We start from the raw sequence: 19,463 nt of genomic DNA, 5'->3' as shown, positions 1-19,463 counted from the left end.
ACCACCCCGACGGGAGACCCGGCATGTACCAGCAGATGATCTTCGTGAACCTGGCCACCGACGACGTCGAGGCGTCGAAGAAGTTCTTCACGGAGCTGGGCTACACGATCAACCCGCAGTTCAGCACGGAGGACTGCACCTGTGTCGTGATCAGCGACACCATCATCGCGATGCTGCTCAGCAAGCGGCACTACGCCACCTTCACCAAGAAGGAGATCGTCGACTCGGCGAAGTCCAGCGAGGTGCTGCTGTGTCTGAGCGCCGAGAGCCGCGAGAAGGTCGACGAGCTGGTGGACCGGGCGGTCGCCGCCGGCGGCAGCGTGAGCGGCGAGACGCAGGACCACGGCTTCATGTACGGCCGCGCCTTCGACGACCTCGACGGCCACACCTGGGAGGTCGTGTGGATGGACCCGGCGGCGGTCCAGGGCTGAACCCCGGCTCGAACCGCTGTGCCAGCATGGGCGGGTGTCTTCGATACCCGCCCCATCGCACCGCGCCGCCCACGACCAGGAGATCGAGTCGCTCGCCGAGTTCGACGCGGTCGTCGCGGCGCACGGCTCACTCGACCGGTTCCGCGTCCAGGCCGTCGATCTGACGGACCGTACAAGTGCGCTGCTCTCCGTCGGCAGTGAGGGCGCCGTCTTCCTCGGCTGCCCGATGACCCCCGAGGCCGCCGCCCACGTCCGGGCCGGCGGCGCTCTTGTCTTCCCGCCCGTTCCCGGCCTCCCCTTCGACCCGTACCGGGGTTTCGTCTACACCCCGGACGAGTTGTTCGCCTCCCTCGACGAGGGGTACGAGGCGACGCCGGACGCCCGCGCCTACGCCTGGTTCCAGCAGACCAAGGCCGACGGCGACGTCTACTCCTCGATGCTGCGCGCCGTCCACGACGACGCCGTCTCCGACGCCCTCGACGAACTCCTCATCGGGGCAAGGGTGGTGGGCGTCATGGGCGGTCACGCCATGGCCCGCGGCACGGACGCCTACGCGGGCGCCGCGCGGCTCGGCCGCGAACTCGCCCGCGCCGGGCTCACGGTGGCCACGGGCGGCGGCCCCGGCGCCATGGAGGCCGCCAACCTCGGTGCGTACGCCGCCCCGTTCGACGACGCGATGCTCACCGAGGCACTGCGCATGCTCGCCAAGGCGCCGTCGTTCCGGCCGTCCGTGAGCGACTGGGCGCGCGCCGCCTTCGAGGTGCGTGAGCGGTGGCCGGGCGGCGGCGCGTCGGTGGGCATCCCGACGTGGTTCTACGGCCACGAGCCGCCGAACGCCTTCGCCGCGCACATCGCCAAGTACTTCGCCAACGCCACACGCGAGGACGGCCTGTTGGCCCGTTCGAACGCCGGCGTCGTGTTCCTGCCCGGCGCGGCGGGAACCGTTCAGGAGATCTTCGACAACGCGACGCCCAACTACTACGAATCGCGTGGGGAACCCACGCCGATGGTGCTCGTGGACCATACGCACTGGACCGAGACATTGCCCACATGGCCATTGCTGCGGGCGCTCGCGAAGGGCCGGTCGATGGAGGTCCGAATCGCCCTGGTTGACCGGATCGAGCAGGCCCCCGAGTCGTTGAAACGTCTTGGTAGTTAATAAGATTGCAAAGCCAACGTCCGTACGCGGCATATGCATTGACAGTACTTACGTCGCGCTTATAGACCAGTGAGACTCCAGGGGGTGGTGTTGCCATGCGTCATCACGCCTCATCTCCCCTCAAGCCCCCCGCAGTTATGCATCTGTAAAGGACAAACGTGTCCATAACTCGCCGTAGCGCACGTCGTTCCGTGCGTATCCTGGGTGTTGCCTCCGCCTCCGTCGCCTTGGCGCTGGGCGTGGCCAACACCGCGCTCGCCTGCAACATCAGTGAGTTCTCCGCCGAAGCCAAGTGCGACGGCACCAACGGCGTCATCGCCGTCACCGACGTCGACGCCTCGGGCGCCGAGGCCACGGTCACCGTGTACCGCGAGGCCAACGGCGCCGACGAGCAGAAGGTCGGTGAGCAGAAGGTCAAGGGCTCGCGCCAGGGTGTCACCATCACCTTCGCCGAGGACTGGAAGCCGAACGCGCAGTACCGCGTCCACGTCTTCGCCAACAACGGCCAGGTGGACGACGACGTCAAGGGCGGCCTGACCACCCCGGCCACCGCCTGCAAGACCGAGGACACCCCGACCCCGACCCCGTCGGAGTCGGAGACCACCCCGGCTCCGTCCGAGTCGGCGAGCACCCCGGCCGAGAGCCCGGCTCCCTCGGAGTCGGAGAGCAGCACCGCCCCGGCGACGGGTTCCGACAACAACGCGCCGTCCCCGGCCGCCGTCGGTGACTCGAACCTCGCCGAGACCGGTGCCAACTCCAACACCGGTGTGATCGCGGGCGTCGCCGCCCTGCTGGTCGTCGTCGGTGGCGGTGCCGTGTTCTTCGGCATGCGCCGTCGTGGGGCCAACAACGCCGGCTGACGCCGCGCTCCGCACAACGCCGTGGCCCGTCCCCGTACCCCGGGGGCGGGCCTCGGCCGTTCCGGGGCCCGGACGCCCGGGTCAGCCGAGCACGACGACGTCCGCGGCGTCGAAGACCACCCCGACCTCGCTCCCGGTCTCCGGCGCGTCCCGCAGGGCGCACGCCGCCTCCAGCCGGGGGCCGTCGGCGGGCTGGAGGCGCACCGCGACATGGGTGCCCCGGAACGTGCGCGCGGCGACCGCGCAGCGCAGCCCCTCGCCCACCGGCACGAGCCGTACGCCCGCGGGCCGCACCAGGAGCGTGCGGGCGCCCTGCGCGGCGTCCTCAGGCACCGGGAGCTTGCCCCAGGGGGTGTCGGCGGCCTCGCCCGCGACCGTGGCGGCCACGACGTTGTCGAAGCCGAGGAAGCGGGCCACGAACGCGTCGGCGGGCCGCTGCCAGACCTCCAGCGGCGTACCGGACTGGGCGATCCGGCCGTCGCGCATCACCACGACCCGGTCGGCGAGCGCAAACGCCTCGCCCTGGTCGTGCGTCACGGCCAGCACGGTGGTGCCCAACCGGCCGAACAGCTCCCGCAGTTCGACGACGAGCCGTTCCCGCAGCGAGCGGTCGAGCTGGCCCAGCGGCTCGTCCAGCATCAGCAGCCGGGGCCGGGGGGCGAGGGCGCGGGCCAGCGCCACCCGCTGCTGCTCCCCGCCGGAGAGCCCCGCGACGGCACGTCCCGCGGCGCCGGGCAGCCCCACCAGCTCCAGCAACTCCCCGACCTCCGCCGCCCGTTCCCGCTTCGGGGCGCCGCGCATCCGCAGCCCGAAGGCCACGTTGCCGCCCACGTCCCGCTGCGGGAACAACTGGTGGTCCTGGAACATCAGCCCGACGCCCCGCCGGTGCGCGGGCACCCGGGCCTGGTCCGTCCCGTCGAGCAGGACCCGGCCCGAGGACAGCGGCTGGAGTCCGGCGACGGCCCTGAGCAGCGTGGACTTGCCGCTTCCGCTGGGCCCGAGCACACACACGATCTCGTGCTCGGCGACCGCGAGGTCCACGGCGTCGAGGACGGCCCGCCCGCCGAAACGCACGGTCGCGGCCTCCAGGCTCAGCAGCATCAGAACTCCCCCGTCCGGTCGGTCCGCAGCCGCTCCAGGATCAGCAGCGACGCCGCGCACACCAGCATCAGAATCGTCGACAGGGCCATCGCCTGCCCGTAGTTGAGGTCGCCGGGCCGGCCCAGCAGCCGTGCCACGGCCACGGGCAGCGTCGGGTTGTCGGGCCGCGCGATGAACACGGTCGCCCCGAACTCGCCGAGCGACACGGCGAACGCGAACCCGGCCGCGACCAGCAACGCCCGCCGCACCAGCGGCAGATCGACCTCCCGCCACACCCGCAGGGGCGAGGCGCCGAGCACCGCCGCCGCCTCCCGCAGCCGCGCGTCCACCGCCCGCAGCACGGGCAGCATGGTCCGTACGACGAAGGGGACGCCGACGAGGGCCTGGGCGAGGGGGACGAGGATCCAGGACTGCCGCAGGTCCAGCGGCGGTTCGTCCAGGGCGATGAGGAAGCCGAAGCCCACGGTCACCGCGGAGACACCGAGCGGCAGCATCAGCAGCGCGTCGAAGCCCCGCACGATCCGGCCGGCGTCCCGGCGGGCCAGCGCGGCGGCGGCGAGCCCACCGACCAGCACGGCGATGGCGGTGGCGGCGACGGCGTACTCCAGCGAGGTCGCGATCGCGGTGACGGGCGCCACCAGGAACGTTCCGCCGTCCTCGCGGGTGAGCGCCCGGTAGTAGCCGAACCCGGGCGCGTCCAGGGAGCGTTGGACGAGGACCGCAAGCGGCAGCAGGACCAGCAGGGCGACGGTGGCGAGGACGCCGGCGAGCAGCGCCCACTGCCCGGCGCCGCGCGGCCCGCGCGCGGTCACCGACGCGTCGACCAGCCGCAGGGCCGTCTCCCGGCGCCGTACGGTCCAGGCGTGCACGGCGAGGATCGCGGCGACCGCGGCGAACTGGACGAGCGTCAGGACGGCGGCCGTGGAGAGGTCGAAGATCTCCGAGGTCTGCCGGTAGATCTCCACTTCGAGGGTGGCGAAGGTGGGGCCGCCGAGGATCTGGACGACGCCGAACGAGGTGAAGGTGAACAGGAACACCATCAGCGCCGCGGCGGCCACGGCGGGCGCGAGCGCGGGCAGGGTCACCTTGCGCCAGGCACCGAACGGCGAGGCGCCCAGCATCCGGGCGGCCTCCTCCTGACGCGGGTCGAGCTGCGCCCACAGTCCGCCCACGGTCCGTACGACGACCGCGTAGTTGAAGAAGACGTGCGCCAGCAGGATGGCCCACACGGTGGTGTCGAGCCGTACGCCCCACAGCTCGTCGAGCAGTCCGCCCCGCCCGACGAGCGCGAGGAAGGCCGTGCCGACGACCACCGTCGGCAGCACGAACGGCACGGTGACGACGGCCCGCAGCACCTGCTTGCCCGGGAAGTCCAGGCGCGCGAACACATGGGCGGCGGGCAGGGCGAGCAGCAGGGTGAGCGCGGTGGAGGCGAGCGCCTGCCAGGTGGTGAACCACAGCACGTGCCGGATGTCGGACTGCGCGACGACGTCCGCGATCCGGCCCAGCCGCCAGCTGCCGTCCACCTTGAGCCCACGGGCGACGATCGCGGCGACGGGCCAGGCGAAGAAGACGGCGAAGAACACGACGGGCCCGGCCATCAGGGCGAGCCGCGCCGTGTTCCCGCGCCTCCCGGCCGCTACTTCAGTACGAGCGACGTCCACGACTTGACCCACTGGTCGCGGTTGGCGGCGATCTTCTCGGCGGGCAGCGTCTCGGGGTCCTTGGCCTGCGGGCCGTACTTCGTGAACTCCGGCGGCACCTGGGCGCCCTCGCGCACCGGGTAGACGAACATGTTGAGCGGCATGTCCTCCTGGAACTCCTTGCCGACGAGGAAGTCCAGGAACGCCTTGCCGCCCTCGCTGTTGCGCGCGTTGCTCAGCAGGCCCGCGTACTCGATCTGCCGGAAGCAGGTGCCGGCGGCGACCCCGGTCGGGGCGGTGGTGGGCTTCGGGTCGGCGTAGACGACCTCGGCGGGCGGGGAGGAGGCGTAGGAGACGACCAGCGGCCGGTCCCCGTGGGCCTTCTTCCCTCCGGCCGAGCCGGAGAACTCCTCGTCGTAGGCCTGCTCCCAGCCGTCGACGACCTTGACGCCGTTGGCCTTGAGCTTCTTCCAGTAGTCCGGCCAGCCGTCGTCGCCGTAGTGCGCGGCGCTGCCGAGCAGGAAGCCCAGGCCGGGCGAGGAGGTGGACACGTTCTCGGTGACGAGGAGGTTCTTGTAGGCGGGCTCGACCAGGTCGTCGAAGCTCTGCGGCGGGGCCAGCCGGTGCTTGTCGAAGTACGCCTTGTCGTAGTTGACGCAGATGTCGCCGCTGTCGATGGGCGTGACCCGGTGCTTGCCGGGGTCGACGCGGTACGCGGGCTGGATCGCGGCGGCGTCCTTGACCTCGTACGACTGGAAGAGGCCGTTGTCGAGGGCGCGGGAGAGCAGGGTGTTGTCGACGCCGAAGAAGACGTCGCCCTGCGGGTTGTCCTTGGTCAGGACGGCCTTGTTGACGGCCTGTCCGGCGTCGCCGTCCTTGAGGACCTTGACGCGGTAGCCGGAGCTCTTCTCGAAGTCGGCGAGCACGTTCTTCGACACGGCCCACGAGTCGTGGCTGACGAGGGTGACGGTCTTGGACGCGGAGCCCGCCGACGCCTTGCCGTCGTCCGATCCGCACGCGGACAGCGAGACGAGACCGAGGCCGACGGCGACGGCCACGAGGGTCTTGTGGTGCACTGGATGTCCTCCTGGGGTTGGCCAGGAAGAGACGCGGCCCCGCCCGGGGGACCCGGACGGGGCGCAACAGCTCGAGTGATGACCGAACTTCCTACCCAGAATGACCTGGGCGAGGTTCAGAGGGTCTGCGGCCCGGTTGCCGCACTCTCAGCGCTGTGGCGCTCCCCTGTCGGAATATGAAGGTGTGGTGGTACGGCGTTCAGACTACCGCTCGGTGGCCGCGAGCTGACCACAGGCACCGTCGATCTCCTGACCCCGGGTGTCCCGGACGGTCACCGGCACGCCGTGCGCGGCGATCGCCTCGACGAACGCCTTCTCGTCCTCGGGCCGCGACGCGGTCCACTTGGAGCCCGGCGTGGGGTTGAGCGGGATCAGGTTGACGTGCACGGGCTTGCCCCGCAGCAGCCGGCCGAGCCGGTCGCCGCGCCACGCCTGGTCGTTGATGTCCCGGATCAGGGCGTACTCGATGGACAGCCGGCGGCCGGACTTCGCGGCGTACTCCAGGCCGGCGTCGAGGACCTCGCGGACCTTCCAGCGGGTGTTCACGGGGACGAGGGTGTCGCGCAGCTCGTCGTCGGGCGCGTGCAGCGAGATCGCGAGCCGGCACTTGAAGCCCTCGTCGGCGAACCGGTGGATGGCCGGCACCAGCCCGACGGTGGAGACGGTGATGCCGCGCTGCGACAGGCCGAGCCCGTCCGGCTCGGGGTCGGTGAGGGCGCGGACGGCTCCGACGACCCGGTTGTAGTTGGCGAGGGGCTCGCCCATGCCCATGAAGACGATGTTGGACAGCCGCGCCGGGCCGCCGGGAACCTCGCCGTCCCTGAGGGCCCGCATGCCGTCGACGATCTGGTGCACGATCTCGGCGGTGGACAGGTTGCGGTCGAGGCCCGCCTGCCCGGTCGCGCAGAACGGGCAGTTCATGCCGCAGCCGGCCTGCGAGCTGATGCACATGGTGACCCGGTCCGGGTAACGCATCAGCACCGACTCGACGAGCGTCCCGTCGAACAGCCGCCACAGCGTCTTGCGGGTGGTGCCCTGGTCGGTCGACAGGTGCCGGACGACGGTCATCAGCTCCGGCAGCAGCGCCTCCTGGAGCTTGGTGCGCGATCCGGCGGGGATGTCGGTCCACTCGGCGGGGTCGTGCGCGAACCGCGCGAAGTAGTGCTGCGACAGCTGCTTGGCGCGGAACGGCTTCTCACCGATCGCGGCGACGGCCTCCTTGCGCTCGGCGGGCGACAGATCGGCGAGATGCCGCGGCGGCTTCTTGGCTCCGCGCGGGGCGACAAAAATAAGTTCTCCGGGCTTAGGCATGGCCGTACCAGTGTCGCAGATCGACTTGGGTGACCTGGGGGGTGTCGCTGGTAGGCGTCACCGGTCGCTACTGAGCGGCTTCGGACGGCCCAGGGACGGCCCGGCCGATGGGGCCGTGCGCCCTGGCTGAGCTGCCACTGTCCATCGTTCCGGTCCACTCACGCGGAGCAGATCATCCATAGCGCTACGTGCTGCTGCCACGAAGGCGTCGATGCAGTCATTCGGACGGGAACGGACCTAGAACCACGAATCGACGGGCGTCTCGTAGCCGGGCCCACCCACCACGGCTTCCGCCCTCCGGCCAACGCCGCAGCAGATGGACAGCGCGCCCATGGTCCGCCATGCTGCCTTGGCGGTGAGGGGCCACCGTCGGCCACATCGGGTCAGGAGTGGGGATCGATGGAGCAATCGCAGGTCGCAGCTCTACCGCCAGAGCGCATCCGTTACCGCTTGACACGCCTCCAACGCCTGTCACCCGCGCTGCCCAGCATCGTTATCGTCCCGACCTTCCAGGTCTTGATCTGGTTGGACGGGGGACCGTTCGGTCCTCTACTTGTCCCGGGACTGCTCGTCTGGGGTGTCCTGCCGGTGCTGATCACTTTGGCGCCCTTCGGGGTCACTCTCACGCCATCGGTGGCCATCGTGCACAACCTCCGCCGCCGGACCATCCCGTGGTCTGACGTCCAAGCCATCCAGATCGAGCCTTTCTTCGGAAGCCGGACCGTCGTGATCTACGAAGCGGGCAGCCGCTGCACCCGCCTACGGGCGCCGATCACCGGGTTCCTCAGCTGGGATCGCAGTTTCGAGGAGAAGTTCCACACCATCGGTAGGTGGTGGCTGGAACACCGCGGCCCGGACTGGGCTCCTGTCGCGCCGCCGGGGGTGCACTGGGGCGGCCCACCGACGTCCGACGGGAACCCTTACGCGCCTCCGGCGTAGTCAGCAGCTGATCCACGCACCCTCCGGGGCGCGGAGACTCACCGACTGGGCCAAGCCACGGGGCGGGCGCCGTCCCTAGGTTGGAACAACCCCCCGTGCCGGACACAAACTTGAGGGTCTGACCTCACCCCTATCAGGTCGATCACAGCACTCGCCGACGTCGACCGACCAACCCCGGTTCCAGGGTGAGCGTCCCCTGAAGATCGGCTCTGACCGCAGCCGACCGCGCCTGTTGGTGTCAGCCATGACGGCGGGGGGCCGACCGGTCATGCGCGCGTGTCTCGCTGGACCCCCACCGGCCTCAGCCACGCCATCTACAGCTGCCCTCGACCAGAGCAACCCGTGCCGGCCGACCCGCGACCATCCCGCCAGAGCCCTCTTCGGGCTATCAACCGGCCTGCCTGGCGTTGCTCCTCGGTAGGGCCTTCCGGTGTTGTCAGCACACACCTTACTCTCGATTCCCATGTACTTTGTATCGCAAAGTTGACTCAGCGGGCGGTCGTCCGACAGTCCGCTCACGAGCGCCGCCAAAGCGCCGCCCACAAGGGGGACAAATGGGAACATCCGCGCCGAACAGCGAGGGATCGGAACCGAGGGCGGCCGCGGCTGCCTTGTTGGCTGCGACGGAAGGCCTGCGGGCGAGGACCCGCACGCAGACCAACGGAGCATGGACTCCCCTCCTTGGCTTCGGGCTCCTGGCCCTGGCGGCCATTCCGGTCGCCCGGTACGCCTTCAACTTCGGAGCCCACGGGCGCTACATCGGGTCCTATCCGGCCTTTGCCTACGCCGAGCTGACCGGCCTGTGCGTCGTCCACGAACCGGGAACCCCCTGTCTGAAGGGCGAGTTCGACGGAGCCGTCCTGCGCTTCGCGGCATGGGGCGTGTGGTTCGCGCTCCTCCCCCTCGCATGGTTCGTCTTCGCCCGCTGGTACCGCCTGCGCGGCGAGGCCCGGGGCGTCGTCCCCCGGCGCGGCATGTGGGTCCGCGTGACCGCCACAGCCACCACTGTGATCACGACAGCTCTGGTGGCGCTGCTGTTCGGCAAGGACCAACCATGGGAGGCCGTGCTGCTGGAGAACAGCTACGCCTCCCCGTGGTACCTGGTCGGCATCGGACTTCTCGCCCTCGGCATTGCCGAACGCAGTTGGACCGCCGCGGCGGCCGGCACCGCTCACGCCCTGCTGCTCACGGGGTACCTGGGAGCCTCCTGGGGCAGTGGATGGCTTCCGTGGCAGCACTCCGCCCACCCCGGCTGGGCCGACGGACCGCAGGTCAAGGCATTTCTGCTCGCTGTTGTCCTGCTCCTCGCCGGTCTGTGCGAATGGACAGCGGTCCGCCGCCGGGGCGCACCCGCTGTCGTAGTTGCGGGTACGGTCGTCTCATGAGCGTCGAAGACTCGACCGCTACGCAGGACGACCAAGAGGCACTGCATCCCACCCAGGCGCTGGACGACACCATCCACCAGCGCGTGCGGCTCGGCGTCCTCACCGTTGCCCGCGAAGCCGACCGGGTCGAGTTCAGCTTCCTGAAGAAGCAACTGGCCGTCACCGACGGAAATCTCTCCCGGCACCTGAAAGTGCTGGAGGACTCCGGAATGATCAACGTGGAAAAGGGCTACGCCGGTCGACGTCCCCGAACATGGGTAACCCTCACCCGTGAAGGTGCGCAGGCCCTGGACGCCGAACTCCGGGCCCTACGCGCACTCGTGCTTCGCTTCGAGACTCCCCGTTCCGTGTCCGGCACACCCGACACGTGAGCACCGCGTCAGGAGTTCGATCAGCGGCCAGTAAGCCCGTGGCACCCCCGGACGGGACGACCACGAGTGGCCGCTCCGGGGTACACACGTATGTCGTCGTTGATGTCAGCCGGAGTGTCCACCACGTCGGCTGAGCACGTCCGCGAGAGACCGGGCTTGGCCCGGTGTGATACCGAGGGCGAGCGGAATGCGGCGGGGGCTGTGGGTCGATGGTCGACGAACACACCGCGATCGGGCTGTCCGTCGTCACGGCCCAGCGAGGCTCGCTATCGGGCTCCTGCTCGCCGACCGGGAGGGCAGCCAACTCGTCGGCAACGTGAACACTGATGCCGTCGAGTCAGGAACGTACGAGGAAGACCGTGGACCGCGTGTTCAACGGCCCGCGTGAGCCTGACGGCAGACGGCCCAGTGACCTGAACGGATGGTGGTGGGGCTACCAGGTGATCGGGAGGGTGCGGGGGCCTCGGATGAGGCCCTGGTGCTGGAACTCGACCTTCTCCGGGAGCACGGCCAGCCGGATCTTGGGGAAGCGGTCGAGTACGGCGGAGATCATCACCTCCGCCTCCATCCGGGCCATGATCGCCGCCAGGCAGTGGTGCGGACCGTGTCCGAAGGCGAGGTGCGCGGCGTTGGTGCGGCCGAAGTCCAGGGCGTCGGGGTCGGGGAAGGCGACCGGGTCGCGGTTGGCGGCGACGTACGCGTTGTAGACCACGTCACCGGCCCAGATCAGCTGCCCGCCGACCTCGACGTCCTCGGTGGCGACGCGCGGGATGCCGACGCCGTTGCGGTGCGGGACGTAGCGGAAGAGTTCGTCGACGGCCCTGGGCAGGAGCTCCGGTTCGCGGCGCAGCTGGTCGAGCTGTTCGGGGTGGGTCAGCAGCGCGTACATCATGGAGCCGCTGTTGTTGCGGACCGCGTGCCCGCCGCTGACCTGGATCGCGATGGCGAGCGAGATCGCCTCGTCGTCGCTGATCTCACCGTCGGCGGCGGCCTTCGCCAGCACTCCGGCCAGGTCGTCGCGGGGTTCCTCGCGGCGGCGCCGCAGGAGTTCGACGATGCGGGCCCTGGTGGCGTCGGCGGCGGCCTTGGCGCGCTCCTTCGACTCCGCGCCCGCGGACAGCAGGTCCTCGCCGCTCCGCGCCCAGCGGTGCCAGTCGCTCTCCTCCACCCCGAGGAAGTCGCGGACGACGGCGATCGGGAAGGGGCCGTGCAGATGCTCCATGAGGTCGGCGGGTGCGCCCGCCAGTTCCATGCGGTCCAGCAGCTCGGCGGCCCGGCGCTCGGCGAGGGGCCGCAGCCGCTGCATGCTCCGTCCGGTGAAGGCGCGGGCGACGACCCGGCGCAGCACGTTGTGCCGGGGCGGGTCGATGTACTGGAGCCCGGCCGTCCGGGAGGCCACCGGTTCCGGCCGCATGCTGGTGACCGGGCGGCCGATCAGCCGCTCCCGGGAGAAGCGGGGGTCGGCGGTGACGAAGCGGACGTCGTCGTAGCGGGTGACGAGCCAGGCCCACCCCTCGCCGTGCGGCAGCGTGATCCGGGTGACCGGCTCCTCGCGCAGCACCTCGTCCAGGAACGGGTCGGGGTCCAGGGCGGGCAGGTCGTCGACGGCCCAGGACCGCACGGGCGGGAGCGAGGTGTCCGAGGCCCGCACCGGCGGGACCGGCACGTCCGAGACGGGGTCGAGGGGCATGGCGCACCACCGCTTCCGGGAGAGGGCCGTCCACTGACGGAGTCTGCCGCCGCCGCCCGACCCCGGCCATGCGGGCTACGGCATCCGGGTCCCCGTACGTCGACGAGCCCCCGCCCTCGGGTGAGGACGGGGGCTCGCGGGAACCGAAGACGTACGCCGGGCCGACGGGACCTACGCGGAACCGACGAACAGCACCAGCAGCAGCCACACCACAGGAGCCGTGGGCAGCAAGGAGTCGAGCCGGTCCATGATGCCGCCATGGCCCGGGAGCAGCGTGCCCATGTCCTTGATGCCGAGGTCCCTCTTGATCATGGACTCGCCGAGGTCGCCGAGCGTGGCGCTGCCCGCGACGGCGAGGCCCAGCAGCAGGCCCTGCCACCAGCTGCCGTCGTCGATCAGGAACTCCATGCACAGCGCGCCGGCGACCATGGCGAAGGAGACCGCGCCGACCAGTCCCTCGCGGGTCTTGCCGGGGCTGATGCGTGGGGCGAGCTTCTTGCGGCCGAACCGCCAGCCGACGGCGTACGCGCCCGTGTCGCTGACGACCGTGAGGATCAGGAAGGTCAGCACCCGCCAGGGACCGTCGTCGGCGGTGAGCATCATGGCGACGAACGTCGCCAGGAACGGCACGTAGAACGCGGCGAAGACCCCCGCGGTGACGTCCTTGAGGTAGCCCTCGGGCGGTTCCGTCATCCGCCAGACCAGGACCGCGAGCGCGGTGAGCGCCATGGCGACCCAGGCGCCCTCGGCCCCCCGCACGTATCCGGCCACGACCATCGCCGCACCGCCGAGGGCCAGCGGGACCAGGGGCGCCTTGATGCCCTTGCGCTCCTGGAGCCTGCTGGTCAGCTCCCACAGGCCGACGACGACGGCGACGGCTATGACGCCGACGAACACGGCCTTGACGATGAACAGCGACGCGATGATCACCACGCCGAGGCCGACGCCGACGCCTATGGCCGCACCCAGGTCCCGGCCCGCGCTCTTCTTCTGCGGTGCGGGCGCCGGCTGCGGGGCGTCGTGCATGGGCTCCGGATTCTGCGGCGCGGCTCCATGGGGCTGTGCCGTCGGGGTGTCGGGTCGGAACAAGGGGCCGCCCGGCCGAGCGGCCCCCCGGTCGTCGTCCTGGTTCCCGCCGTGCGCCGGCACGGCGGGCATGGGGCGAGTCTGCTGCGTGTCATGCGCATCGTACGCGGGACCCGCCGGACCGGCTCCCTGGACATACCCCGGGTGATGGCCCTGGTCAGGCCCTTGGTCGGTGGGCCCCCAGTACCCGGTCTGTGGCGGCGCCCCCCAGGAAGAGTCGTTCATCAGACTTCGAGCAGTTCCGCTTCCTTGTGCTTGAGGAGCTCGTCCACCTGTGCGACGTACTTCGCGGTGGTGTCGTCGAGCTCCTTCTCCGCACGGCGGCCCTCGTCCTCGCCGACCTCGCCGTCCTTGATCAGCTTGTCGATGGCGTCCTTGGCCTTGCGGCGCACGGAGCGGATGGACACCCGGGAGTCCTCGGCCTTGCCCTTGGCGACCTTGATGTAGTCGCGGCGGCGCTCCTCGGTCAGCTCGGGGAACACCACACGGATGATGTTGCCGTCGTTGCTGGGGTTGACGCCCAGGTCGGAGTCGCGGATGGCCTGCTCGATGTTGCGCAGGGCGCTCTTGTCGAACGGGGTCACGACCGCCATGCGCGGTTCCGGCACGGAGAACGAGGCCAGCTGGTTGATCGGGGTCGGCGCACCGTAGTAGTCGGCCACGATCTTGTTGAACATCGCCGGGTGCGCACGCCCGGTGCGGATCGCGGCGAAGTCCTCCTTGGCGACCACGACGGCCTTCTCCATCTTCTCCTCGGCCTCGAGGAGGGTCTCTTCGATCACCACTTGCTCCTGCGTGTCTTGAGTAGGCCCGGCTGCGGTTCCCTGTCGGTGGCGGCGGCCGGCTGCGTCGCGTCTTCTTCCTGCACGGTTCCCGACCGACAGACCATTGTCCATCCTCCGGTCGGGGTCCGTCCCGTCGGGACTCCGGGCACGCCGGCCCGGTGACCGCGGGTGTGCCGGTCAGTTCCGGCTGCCCTGTTCCCCCACGAGCGTGCCGATCTTCTCACCCTTGACGGCCCGCGCGATATTGCCCGCCGCCAGCAGCTCGAAGACCAGGATCGGGAGCTTGTTGTCGCGGCACAGCGTGATGGCGGTGGCGTCGGCGACCTTGAGGTCGCGGGTGATGACCTCGCCGTAGCCGAGGGCGTCGAACTTGACGGCGTCGGGATTGGTCTTGGGGTCGGAGTCGTAGACCCCGTCGACCCCGTTCTTGCCCATCAGCAGCGCCTCGGCGTCGATCTCCAGGGCGCGCTGGGCCGCGGTGGTGTCCGTGGAGAAGTACGGCATGCCCATACCGGCGCCGAAGATCACCACTCGGCCCTTCTCCAGGTGGCGCACGGCGCGCAGCGGGATGTAGGGCTCGGCGACCTGTCCCATGGTGATGGCGGTCTGCACCCGGGACTGGATGCCCTCCTTCTCCAGGAAGTCCTGGAGGGCGAGGCAGTTCATCACGGTGCCGAGCATGCCCATGTAGTCGGAGCGGGCCCGGTCCATGCCGCGCTGCTGGAGCTCCGCGCCGCGGAAGAAGTTGCCGCCGCCGATGACGACCGCGATCTGGGCGCCGTCACGGACGACGGCCGCGATCTCGCGGGCGATGGCGTGCACCACGTCGGGGTCGACGCCCAGGCCCCCGCCGCCGGAGAAGGCCTCTCCGGACAGCTTCAGCAGAAACCGGCCGCGTACTTTGCCGTCGTCGCTCGTCTGGGCCTTGGTGGTCATGGGGATCCCGCCTCTTTCACGTGTTGCACATACCAAGAAGGCCATTGCCGGTGGGGTCGCTCTTGGCTCCCGTGCTCGGCAATGGCCTCCTCGTCAGATCTGCTGTCGTCCGTCACACACGCGTGCGCGGTGACGGCGTACGCGGACGACTGCTGTCGACCCTATCGGGGTCGAGCGCCGATCGCGGTACGGACTCAGATGCCGACCTTGATGCGCGTGAAGCGCTTCAGGGTGACACCGGCCTCGTCCAGGACCTTCTGGACGGACTTCTTGTTGTCCAGCGCGTAGGGCTGGCCGAGCAGCGTGGCGTCCTTGTAGAAGCCGTTCACGCGACCCTCGACGATCTTGGCGATCGCGGCCTCGGGCTTGCCCTCGGCGCGAGTGGTCTCCTCGGCGATGCGGCGCTCGGACTCGACGACCTCGGCCGGGACGTCGTCCTTGGCGAGGTACTTCGGCGCGAAGGCGGCGATGTGCTGGGCGATGCCCTTGGCGACCTCGGCGTTCGGCTTGTCGAACTCGACGAGGACACCGATCTGCGGGGGCAGGTCGGGCATCGTGCGGTGCATGTACGCGGTCACGAAGCCGTCGGAGAACTGCGCGAAGCGGTCCAGGACGATCTTCTCGCCGAGGTTGGCGTTGGCCTCGTCCACGTACGCCTGGACGGTCTTGCCGGCCTCGATCTCGGAGGCGAGCAGCGCGTCCAGGTCGGCCGGGGAGGTCTTCGCGACGTGCTCGGCGATGGCCTTGGCCACGGACTGGAACTTCTCGCCCTTGGCGACGAAGTCCGTCTCGCACTTGAGCTCGACGAGGACGCCGGAGGAGTTGTCGTCGGCGAGGACCGAGACCACGGCGCCGTTCTCGGCGGAGCGGCCCTCGCGCTTGGCGACGCCCTTCTGGCCCTTGATACGGAGCGCCTCGACGGCCTTCTCGACGTTGCCCTCGGCCTCGTCCAGCGCCTTCTTGCAGTCCATCATGCCGGCGCCCGTGAGCTCACGAAGCTTCTTGACGTCGGCGGCGGTGTAGTTCGCCATGAGTCTGTGAATCTTTCTCGAAGTCGGAAGAGCGAAGATCTGCGCGGTCCGCGGTCTCCATGTAGGGGGAGACCGGAGTCCCGGCGCCGACCTACGGGTGAACGGCGGGGGCGGAGTTCATGTCACCGCCCCCGCCGTCGACGCTGTCGGCGGTCAGGCCTGCTCGCCCTCGGCGGCCGGGGCCTCGGCAGCCGGAGCCTCGGTGGCCGCAGCCTCAGCCGGGGCCTCGGTGGCGGCGGCCTCAGCGGCCGGAGCCTCGGCCGCGGGGGCCTCCTCGGCGGCGGCCGGAGCGGCCTCGTCGGCCTTCTTCTCGCCCTCGAGCAGGTCGCGCTCCCACTCGGCCAGCGGCTCGCCCGCGGCCTTCTCGCCCTTGTCACCGGTGGCGACGCGGGAGCGGGAGATGAGACCCTCGGCGACCGCGTCGGCGATCACACGGGTGAGCAGGGTGACGGAGCGGATCGCGTCGTCGTTGCCCGGGATCTTGTAGTCGACCTCGTCGGGGTCGCAGTTGGTGTCGAGGATGGCGACGACCGGGATGTTGAGCTTCCGGGCCTCACCGACCGCGATGTGCTCCTTCTTGGTGTCCACGATCCAGACGGCGCTGGGCACCTTCTGCATCTCGCGGATACCACCGAGGGTCTTCTCCAGCTTGGCCTTCTCGCGCGAGAGCACGAGAAGCTCCTTCTTGGTCAGACCCGACGCCGCGACGTCGTCGAAGTCGATCTGCTCGAGCTCCTTGAGGCGCTGCAGACGCTTGTAGACGGTCGAGAAGTTGGTGAGCATGCCGCCCAGCCAGCGCTGGTTGACGTAGGGCATGCCGACGCGGGTGGCCTGCTCGGCGATGGCCTCCTGCGCCTGCTTCTTCGTGCCGACGAACATGACCGTGCCGCCGTGGGCGACGGTCTCCTTGACGAACTCGAAGGCGCGGTCGATGTACGACAGCGACTGGAGCAGGTCGATGATGTAGATGCCGTTGCGCTCGGTGAAGATGAAGCGCTTCATCTTCGGGTTCCAGCGACGGGTCTGGTGACCGAAGTGGACGCCGCTCTCCAGCAGCTCCCGCATCGTGACGACGGCCATGGCCGTTCTCCTTGGAGTTCTCGGTTGTGCCGCGGATGCCGGACGGCTCCCGCGCCTGACGCCCGCGTGCGCCGTGCCACTGAGGACCGAGGGGCGCTGACGTGGGCCCGCGAGGGCCCGATGTCGGGGCGTGCGAAGTCGACCCGGTGACCCGGATCGCCATCAGAAGTGTACGGGACCGTCGGCCCACCGGATGACGCCGCTGTCCACAACCGGCGGGTAGTCCACAGTTACCGGCCATGATCCGCGGGGGTGCGGGACGGTTTCCGCATGAGTACGAGACGGTTTACGGCGGTGTGGGCGGGTCTGCTGACGGTACTGATGTCGGCCGCGCCTGCGATGCCGGCCCACACGGAAACCCCACCCCCACCTTCGCCACCCCGAGCGTCTCCGGTGGCTCCGGTGGCTCCGGTGCCCGCGGTGGCCCGTGTCTGGCCGGTGGGGACGCGTCCCGCCGTGGTACGGGGCTGGGAGCCGCCTGCGACGCCGTACGCCCGCGGTCACCGGGGCGTGGATCTCGCGGCGCCGCCGGGCACCCCGGTGCGCGCGGTGGCCGCCGGCCGGGTCGCCTTCGCCGGCCGGGTGGCGGGCAGGGGGGTGGTCTCACTGACCCTGACGGGCACGGACCTGCGCACGACGTACGAGCCGGTCGAGGCGTCGGTGCGGCGGGGCGCGGAGGTACGGGCGGGCGAGGTGATCGGCACGACGGAACCCACGGGCGGCCACTGCGGAGGCACGTGCCTGCACTGGGGCCTGCTCAGAGCGGAGACATACCTGGACCCCCTGTCGCTGCTCCCACCGTGGCTACTGACCAGGGGCCCGTCCAGGCTGCTGCCGGTCCCGGCCGGGCCCTGACCGGGCCGGTTTCCGGCAACGTCCTCACCGGGCCGCTGGTTCGGGCGGCCTCCTTGGCCGCAGGCGAGTGGAAACCATCCCCGGCCAGCCGCGGCCGACCCCAGCCGGTCTCAGCCGGAGACGCCTCGCAGGGCCATCGTGACGGCCGTGTTCGTGATCTCCTCGGCTTCCTCCACGCCCAGTTCGATGCGGCGCACGGCCGCGTCCACCACGCCTTGGAGCAGCATCGCCGCCAGTCGGGGCTCGCGGTGTCCCATCTCCTCCAGCGCCTCGACGATCATCGCGACGAGTCCCCCGTGCGCGGCTCGGATCTTCTCGCGGGCCCCCGCGTCCAGCTCACTCGCGGAGATGGCCACCACGGCCCGGTGCCGCCGGTCACCCACGAGCGCCAGCTGCCGCCGCACGTACGCCTCGACCTTGCCCCCGGGTGACGGCTCCCGCTCCATGGCCGCCGAGACCTCCGCCGCCCACACGGGGAAGTCGACCTCGCACAGCTCCTGCACCACGGCGGCCCGTGAGCGGAAGTACTCGTACACGGACGAGCGCGCGAGCCCCGTGCGCTCGGCGAGGGCCGGGAAGGTCAGCGCCTCCGTACCGCCCTCGGACAGCAGGGAGCGGGCCGCGTCCAGCAGGGCGGCTCGCTGCATCGTCCGGTGCTCGGCCACGGAGGCCGCTCGAATCCTTGGCACGCCGTCCACTGTACGGACGTGATCCGCGAGGCGGGAGGGCGTCCGTGCCCGGTCGGGTCCGCCCCGGGCGTCAGCGTCCGAATCCGGCCAGCTTGGCCCGCAGCTGGAGCACCGACTTGGTGTGGATCTGGCTGACGCGGCTCTCGGTGACCCCGAGCACGTTGCCGATCTCGGCGAGGGTCAGGCCCTCGTAGTAGTACAGCGTGACCACGGTCTTCTCCCGCTCGGGCAGCGTGTTGATCGCCCGCGCCAGAAACCGCCGCAGCTCCCGGTCCTCGGCCACCTCGACCGGGTTGTCGGCGGCGGTGTCCTCCAGCGTGTCCATCAGGCTGAGCCGGTCGCCGCCCTCGCCGCCGACGTGCAGCAACTCCTCCAGGGCCACCACGTTGGCCAGCGACAACTGGCTGAACACGGTGTGCAGTTCGTCCACCTCGATGCCCAGCTCGGCGGCGACCTCGCCCTCCGAGGGCGTGCGCCGCAGCCGCGCCTCCAGCGTGGCGTAGGCCCGCTCGACGTTGCGCGCCTTCTGCCGCACCGACCGGGGGATCCAGTCGAGCGCCCGCAGCTCGTCGATCATGGCGCCCCGGATGCGGGTGATCGCGTACGTCTCGAACTTGATCTCCCGCTCGATGTCGAACTTCTCGATCGCGTCGATCAGCCCGAACACCCCGGAGGACACGAAGTCCGCCTGCTCCACGTTGGGCGGCAGACCGACGCTCACCCGTCCCGCGACGTACTTCACCAGCGGCGAGTAGTGCAGGATCAGCTGCTCCCGCAGCCGCTCGTCCCCCGTGGCCTTGTACGACCGCCACAGCTCGTCGAGTGTCGAGGGAGCGGGCGGCCGCACGCTGCCGCCGTCGCGGGCGGCTGGGGGGATCGCCGCCCGGTCGGAGCCGGAGGTGTGCTGGGGCATTCGTCGCCTTGTGCCGTTCTGCCGTGAAGTGCCGAGAACCGGGGTGCGTGGGTGAGCTGTCGCTCTGATGTCGAGTTGGCGCGGTCTGCGTCGGGGTCTTCGTGAGCGTAGCGTGACTGAGG

The 19,463-nt window shown here is 70.4% G+C and carries 19 protein-coding genes and 1 riboswitch; of the genes, 7 read left to right on the top strand and 12 right to left on the bottom strand.

What is annotated here, in order from left to right:
- Positions 1 to 23 precede the first annotated feature (23 nt).
- The 3 genes from AB0F77_RS19385 to AB0F77_RS19375 all read left to right on the top strand — a co-directional run bounded on the left by AB0F77_RS19385 (position 24) and on the right by AB0F77_RS19375 (position 2,450).
- Positions 24 to 431, top strand: coding sequence for a VOC family protein (locus AB0F77_RS19385; protein ID WP_361949617.1), 408 nt, complete (start codon positions 24 to 26; stop codon positions 429 to 431).
- Between the two features lie 34 nt (positions 432 to 465).
- Positions 466 to 1,590: a Rossmann fold nucleotide-binding protein gene (locus AB0F77_RS19380; RefSeq protein WP_361949615.1), complete on the top strand. Its 1,125-nt coding sequence runs from the start codon at positions 466 to 468 to the stop codon at positions 1,588 to 1,590.
- A gap of 191 nt (positions 1,591 to 1,781) precedes the next feature.
- Positions 1,782 to 2,450: an LAETG motif-containing sortase-dependent surface protein gene (locus AB0F77_RS19375; RefSeq protein ID WP_361949612.1), complete on the top strand. Its 669-nt coding sequence runs from the start codon at positions 1,782 to 1,784 to the stop codon at positions 2,448 to 2,450.
- An 81-nt stretch (positions 2,451 to 2,531) separates the two neighbouring features.
- Here AB0F77_RS19375 and AB0F77_RS19370 read toward each other — a convergent pair whose 3' ends face one another.
- From AB0F77_RS19370 to rlmN, 4 genes are all read right to left on the bottom strand, one after another.
- Positions 2,532 to 3,551: an ABC transporter ATP-binding protein gene (locus AB0F77_RS19370; RefSeq protein ID WP_361949609.1), complete on the bottom strand. Its 1,020-nt coding sequence runs from the start codon at positions 3,549 to 3,551 to the stop codon at positions 2,532 to 2,534.
- Positions 3,551 to 5,152, bottom strand: coding sequence for an iron ABC transporter permease (locus AB0F77_RS19365; RefSeq protein ID WP_361949606.1), 1,602 nt, complete (start codon positions 5,150 to 5,152; stop codon positions 3,551 to 3,553). The genes AB0F77_RS19370 and AB0F77_RS19365 overlap by 1 nt, the downstream gene beginning before the upstream one ends.
- A 38-nt stretch (positions 5,153 to 5,190) precedes the next feature.
- Positions 5,191 to 6,270 carry a thiamine ABC transporter substrate-binding protein gene (locus AB0F77_RS19360; protein WP_361949603.1) on the bottom strand — a complete coding sequence of 360 codons (1,080 nt, stop codon included), beginning with the start codon at positions 6,268 to 6,270 and terminating at the stop codon, positions 5,191 to 5,193.
- A 70-nt stretch (positions 6,271 to 6,340) separates the two neighbouring features.
- Positions 6,341 to 6,448: riboswitch (TPP riboswitch) on the bottom strand.
- 26 nt (positions 6,449 to 6,474) lie between these two features.
- A complete protein-coding gene (gene rlmN / locus AB0F77_RS19355; protein WP_361949600.1) occupies positions 6,475 to 7,581 on the bottom strand; it encodes a 23S rRNA (adenine(2503)-C(2))-methyltransferase RlmN in 1,107 nt (368 codons plus the stop codon).
- A gap of 399 nt (positions 7,582 to 7,980) precedes the next feature.
- Between rlmN and AB0F77_RS19350 the strand changes: the two genes are divergently transcribed.
- From AB0F77_RS19350 to AB0F77_RS19340, 3 genes are all read left to right on the top strand, one after another.
- The gene (locus AB0F77_RS19350) at positions 7,981 to 8,520 is read left to right on the top strand and encodes a hypothetical protein (protein WP_361949597.1); all 540 of its coding nucleotides are present in this window, start codon (positions 7,981 to 7,983) and stop codon (positions 8,518 to 8,520) included.
- 614 nt (positions 8,521 to 9,134) lie between these two features.
- Positions 9,135 to 9,905 (top strand): hypothetical protein, encoded by a 771-nt coding sequence (locus AB0F77_RS19345; RefSeq protein ID WP_361949594.1) that lies wholly within the window; start codon positions 9,135 to 9,137, stop codon positions 9,903 to 9,905.
- Positions 9,902 to 10,276, top strand: a complete 375-nt coding sequence (locus AB0F77_RS19340) for a transcriptional regulator (RefSeq protein WP_361949591.1) — start codon at positions 9,902 to 9,904, stop codon at positions 10,274 to 10,276. Before AB0F77_RS19345 ends, AB0F77_RS19340 begins: the two co-directional genes overlap by 4 nt.
- A 433-nt stretch (positions 10,277 to 10,709) precedes the next feature.
- Here AB0F77_RS19340 and AB0F77_RS19335 read toward each other — a convergent pair whose 3' ends face one another.
- The 6 genes from AB0F77_RS19335 to rpsB all read right to left on the bottom strand — a co-directional run bounded on the left by AB0F77_RS19335 (position 10,710) and on the right by rpsB (position 16,884).
- On the bottom strand, positions 10,710 to 11,966 hold the full coding sequence (locus AB0F77_RS19335; protein WP_361949588.1) for a cytochrome P450: 1,257 nt from the start codon (positions 11,964 to 11,966) through the stop codon (positions 10,710 to 10,712).
- 171 nt (positions 11,967 to 12,137) lie between these two features.
- A complete protein-coding gene (locus AB0F77_RS19330) occupies positions 12,138 to 13,277 on the bottom strand; it encodes a phosphatidate cytidylyltransferase (RefSeq protein ID WP_361949585.1) in 1,140 nt (379 codons plus the stop codon).
- On the bottom strand, positions 13,277 to 13,834 hold the full coding sequence (gene frr, locus AB0F77_RS19325) for a ribosome recycling factor (RefSeq protein ID WP_361949582.1): 558 nt from the start codon (positions 13,832 to 13,834) through the stop codon (positions 13,277 to 13,279). The genes AB0F77_RS19330 and frr overlap by 1 nt, the downstream gene beginning before the upstream one ends.
- 180 nt (positions 13,835 to 14,014) lie before the next feature.
- Positions 14,015 to 14,773, bottom strand: coding sequence for a UMP kinase (pyrH, locus tag AB0F77_RS19320; protein WP_361949580.1), 759 nt, complete (start codon positions 14,771 to 14,773; stop codon positions 14,015 to 14,017).
- 194 nt (positions 14,774 to 14,967) lie between these two features.
- On the bottom strand, positions 14,968 to 15,804 hold the full coding sequence (gene tsf, locus AB0F77_RS19315) for a translation elongation factor Ts (protein WP_361949577.1): 837 nt from the start codon (positions 15,802 to 15,804) through the stop codon (positions 14,968 to 14,970).
- Positions 15,805 to 15,957: 153 nt separating this feature from the next.
- The gene (rpsB, locus tag AB0F77_RS19310) at positions 15,958 to 16,884 is read right to left on the bottom strand and encodes a 30S ribosomal protein S2 (RefSeq protein WP_361949574.1); all 927 of its coding nucleotides are present in this window, start codon (positions 16,882 to 16,884) and stop codon (positions 15,958 to 15,960) included.
- A 339-nt stretch (positions 16,885 to 17,223) separates the two neighbouring features.
- Here rpsB and AB0F77_RS19305 point away from each other — a divergent pair, with 339 nt between their 5' ends.
- Positions 17,224 to 17,739 (top strand): M23 family metallopeptidase, encoded by a 516-nt coding sequence (locus AB0F77_RS19305; protein WP_361949847.1) that lies wholly within the window; start codon positions 17,224 to 17,226, stop codon positions 17,737 to 17,739.
- A 110-nt stretch (positions 17,740 to 17,849) separates the two neighbouring features.
- Here the strand turns inward: AB0F77_RS19305 and AB0F77_RS19300 are convergent, their stop codons facing one another.
- Together AB0F77_RS19300 and whiG are read right to left on the bottom strand one after the other, a co-directional pair.
- On the bottom strand, positions 17,850 to 18,404 hold the full coding sequence (locus AB0F77_RS19300) for a helix-turn-helix domain-containing protein (RefSeq protein WP_361949844.1): 555 nt from the start codon (positions 18,402 to 18,404) through the stop codon (positions 17,850 to 17,852).
- Positions 18,405 to 18,498: 94 nt separating this feature from the next.
- A complete protein-coding gene (gene whiG, locus AB0F77_RS19295; RefSeq protein ID WP_361949571.1) occupies positions 18,499 to 19,341 on the bottom strand; it encodes an RNA polymerase sigma factor WhiG in 843 nt (280 codons plus the stop codon).
- Between the last annotated feature and the right edge of the window lie 122 nt (positions 19,342 to 19,463).

The sequence above is a fragment of the Streptomyces sp. NPDC026672 genome, from assembly GCF_040638185.1.
GTDB lineage: Bacteria > Actinomycetota > Actinomycetes > Streptomycetales > Streptomycetaceae > Streptomyces.
Note: the sequence above shows the minus strand (reverse complement) of the source record. Positions and strands in the feature narration are given on the sequence as shown.

Bases quoted from the DNA above. Each gene is read 5' to 3' on its own strand.
- AB0F77_RS19340 (WP_361949591.1), top strand. From the start codon at position 9,902: ATGAGCGTCGAAGACTCGACCGCTACGCAGGACGACCAAGAGGCACTG.
- pyrH (WP_361949580.1), bottom strand. From the start codon at position 14,773: ATGACCACCAAGGCCCAGACGAGCGACGACGGCAAAGTACGCGGCCGG.
- AB0F77_RS19330 (WP_361949585.1), bottom strand. From the start codon at position 13,277: ATGAACGACTCTTCCTGGGGGGCGCCGCCACAGACCGGGTACTGGGGG.
- AB0F77_RS19365 (WP_361949606.1), bottom strand. From the start codon at position 5,152: ATGGCCGGGCCCGTCGTGTTCTTCGCCGTCTTCTTCGCCTGGCCCGTC.
- rlmN (WP_361949600.1), bottom strand. From the start codon at position 7,581: ATGCCTAAGCCCGGAGAACTTATTTTTGTCGCCCCGCGCGGAGCCAAG.
- AB0F77_RS19385 (WP_361949617.1), top strand. From the start codon at position 24: ATGTACCAGCAGATGATCTTCGTGAACCTGGCCACCGACGACGTCGAG.
- AB0F77_RS19370 (WP_361949609.1), bottom strand. From the start codon at position 3,551: ATGCTGCTGAGCCTGGAGGCCGCGACCGTGCGTTTCGGCGGGCGGGCC.
- rpsB (WP_361949574.1), bottom strand. From the start codon at position 16,884: ATGGCCGTCGTCACGATGCGGGAGCTGCTGGAGAGCGGCGTCCACTTC.
- whiG (WP_361949571.1), bottom strand. From the start codon at position 19,341: ATGCCCCAGCACACCTCCGGCTCCGACCGGGCGGCGATCCCCCCAGCC.
- AB0F77_RS19305 (WP_361949847.1), top strand. From the start codon at position 17,224: ATGCCGGCCCACACGGAAACCCCACCCCCACCTTCGCCACCCCGAGCG.
- AB0F77_RS19350 (WP_361949597.1), top strand. From the start codon at position 7,981: ATGGAGCAATCGCAGGTCGCAGCTCTACCGCCAGAGCGCATCCGTTAC.
- AB0F77_RS19335 (WP_361949588.1), bottom strand. From the start codon at position 11,966: ATGCCCCTCGACCCCGTCTCGGACGTGCCGGTCCCGCCGGTGCGGGCC.
- tsf (WP_361949577.1), bottom strand. From the start codon at position 15,804: ATGGCGAACTACACCGCCGCCGACGTCAAGAAGCTTCGTGAGCTCACG.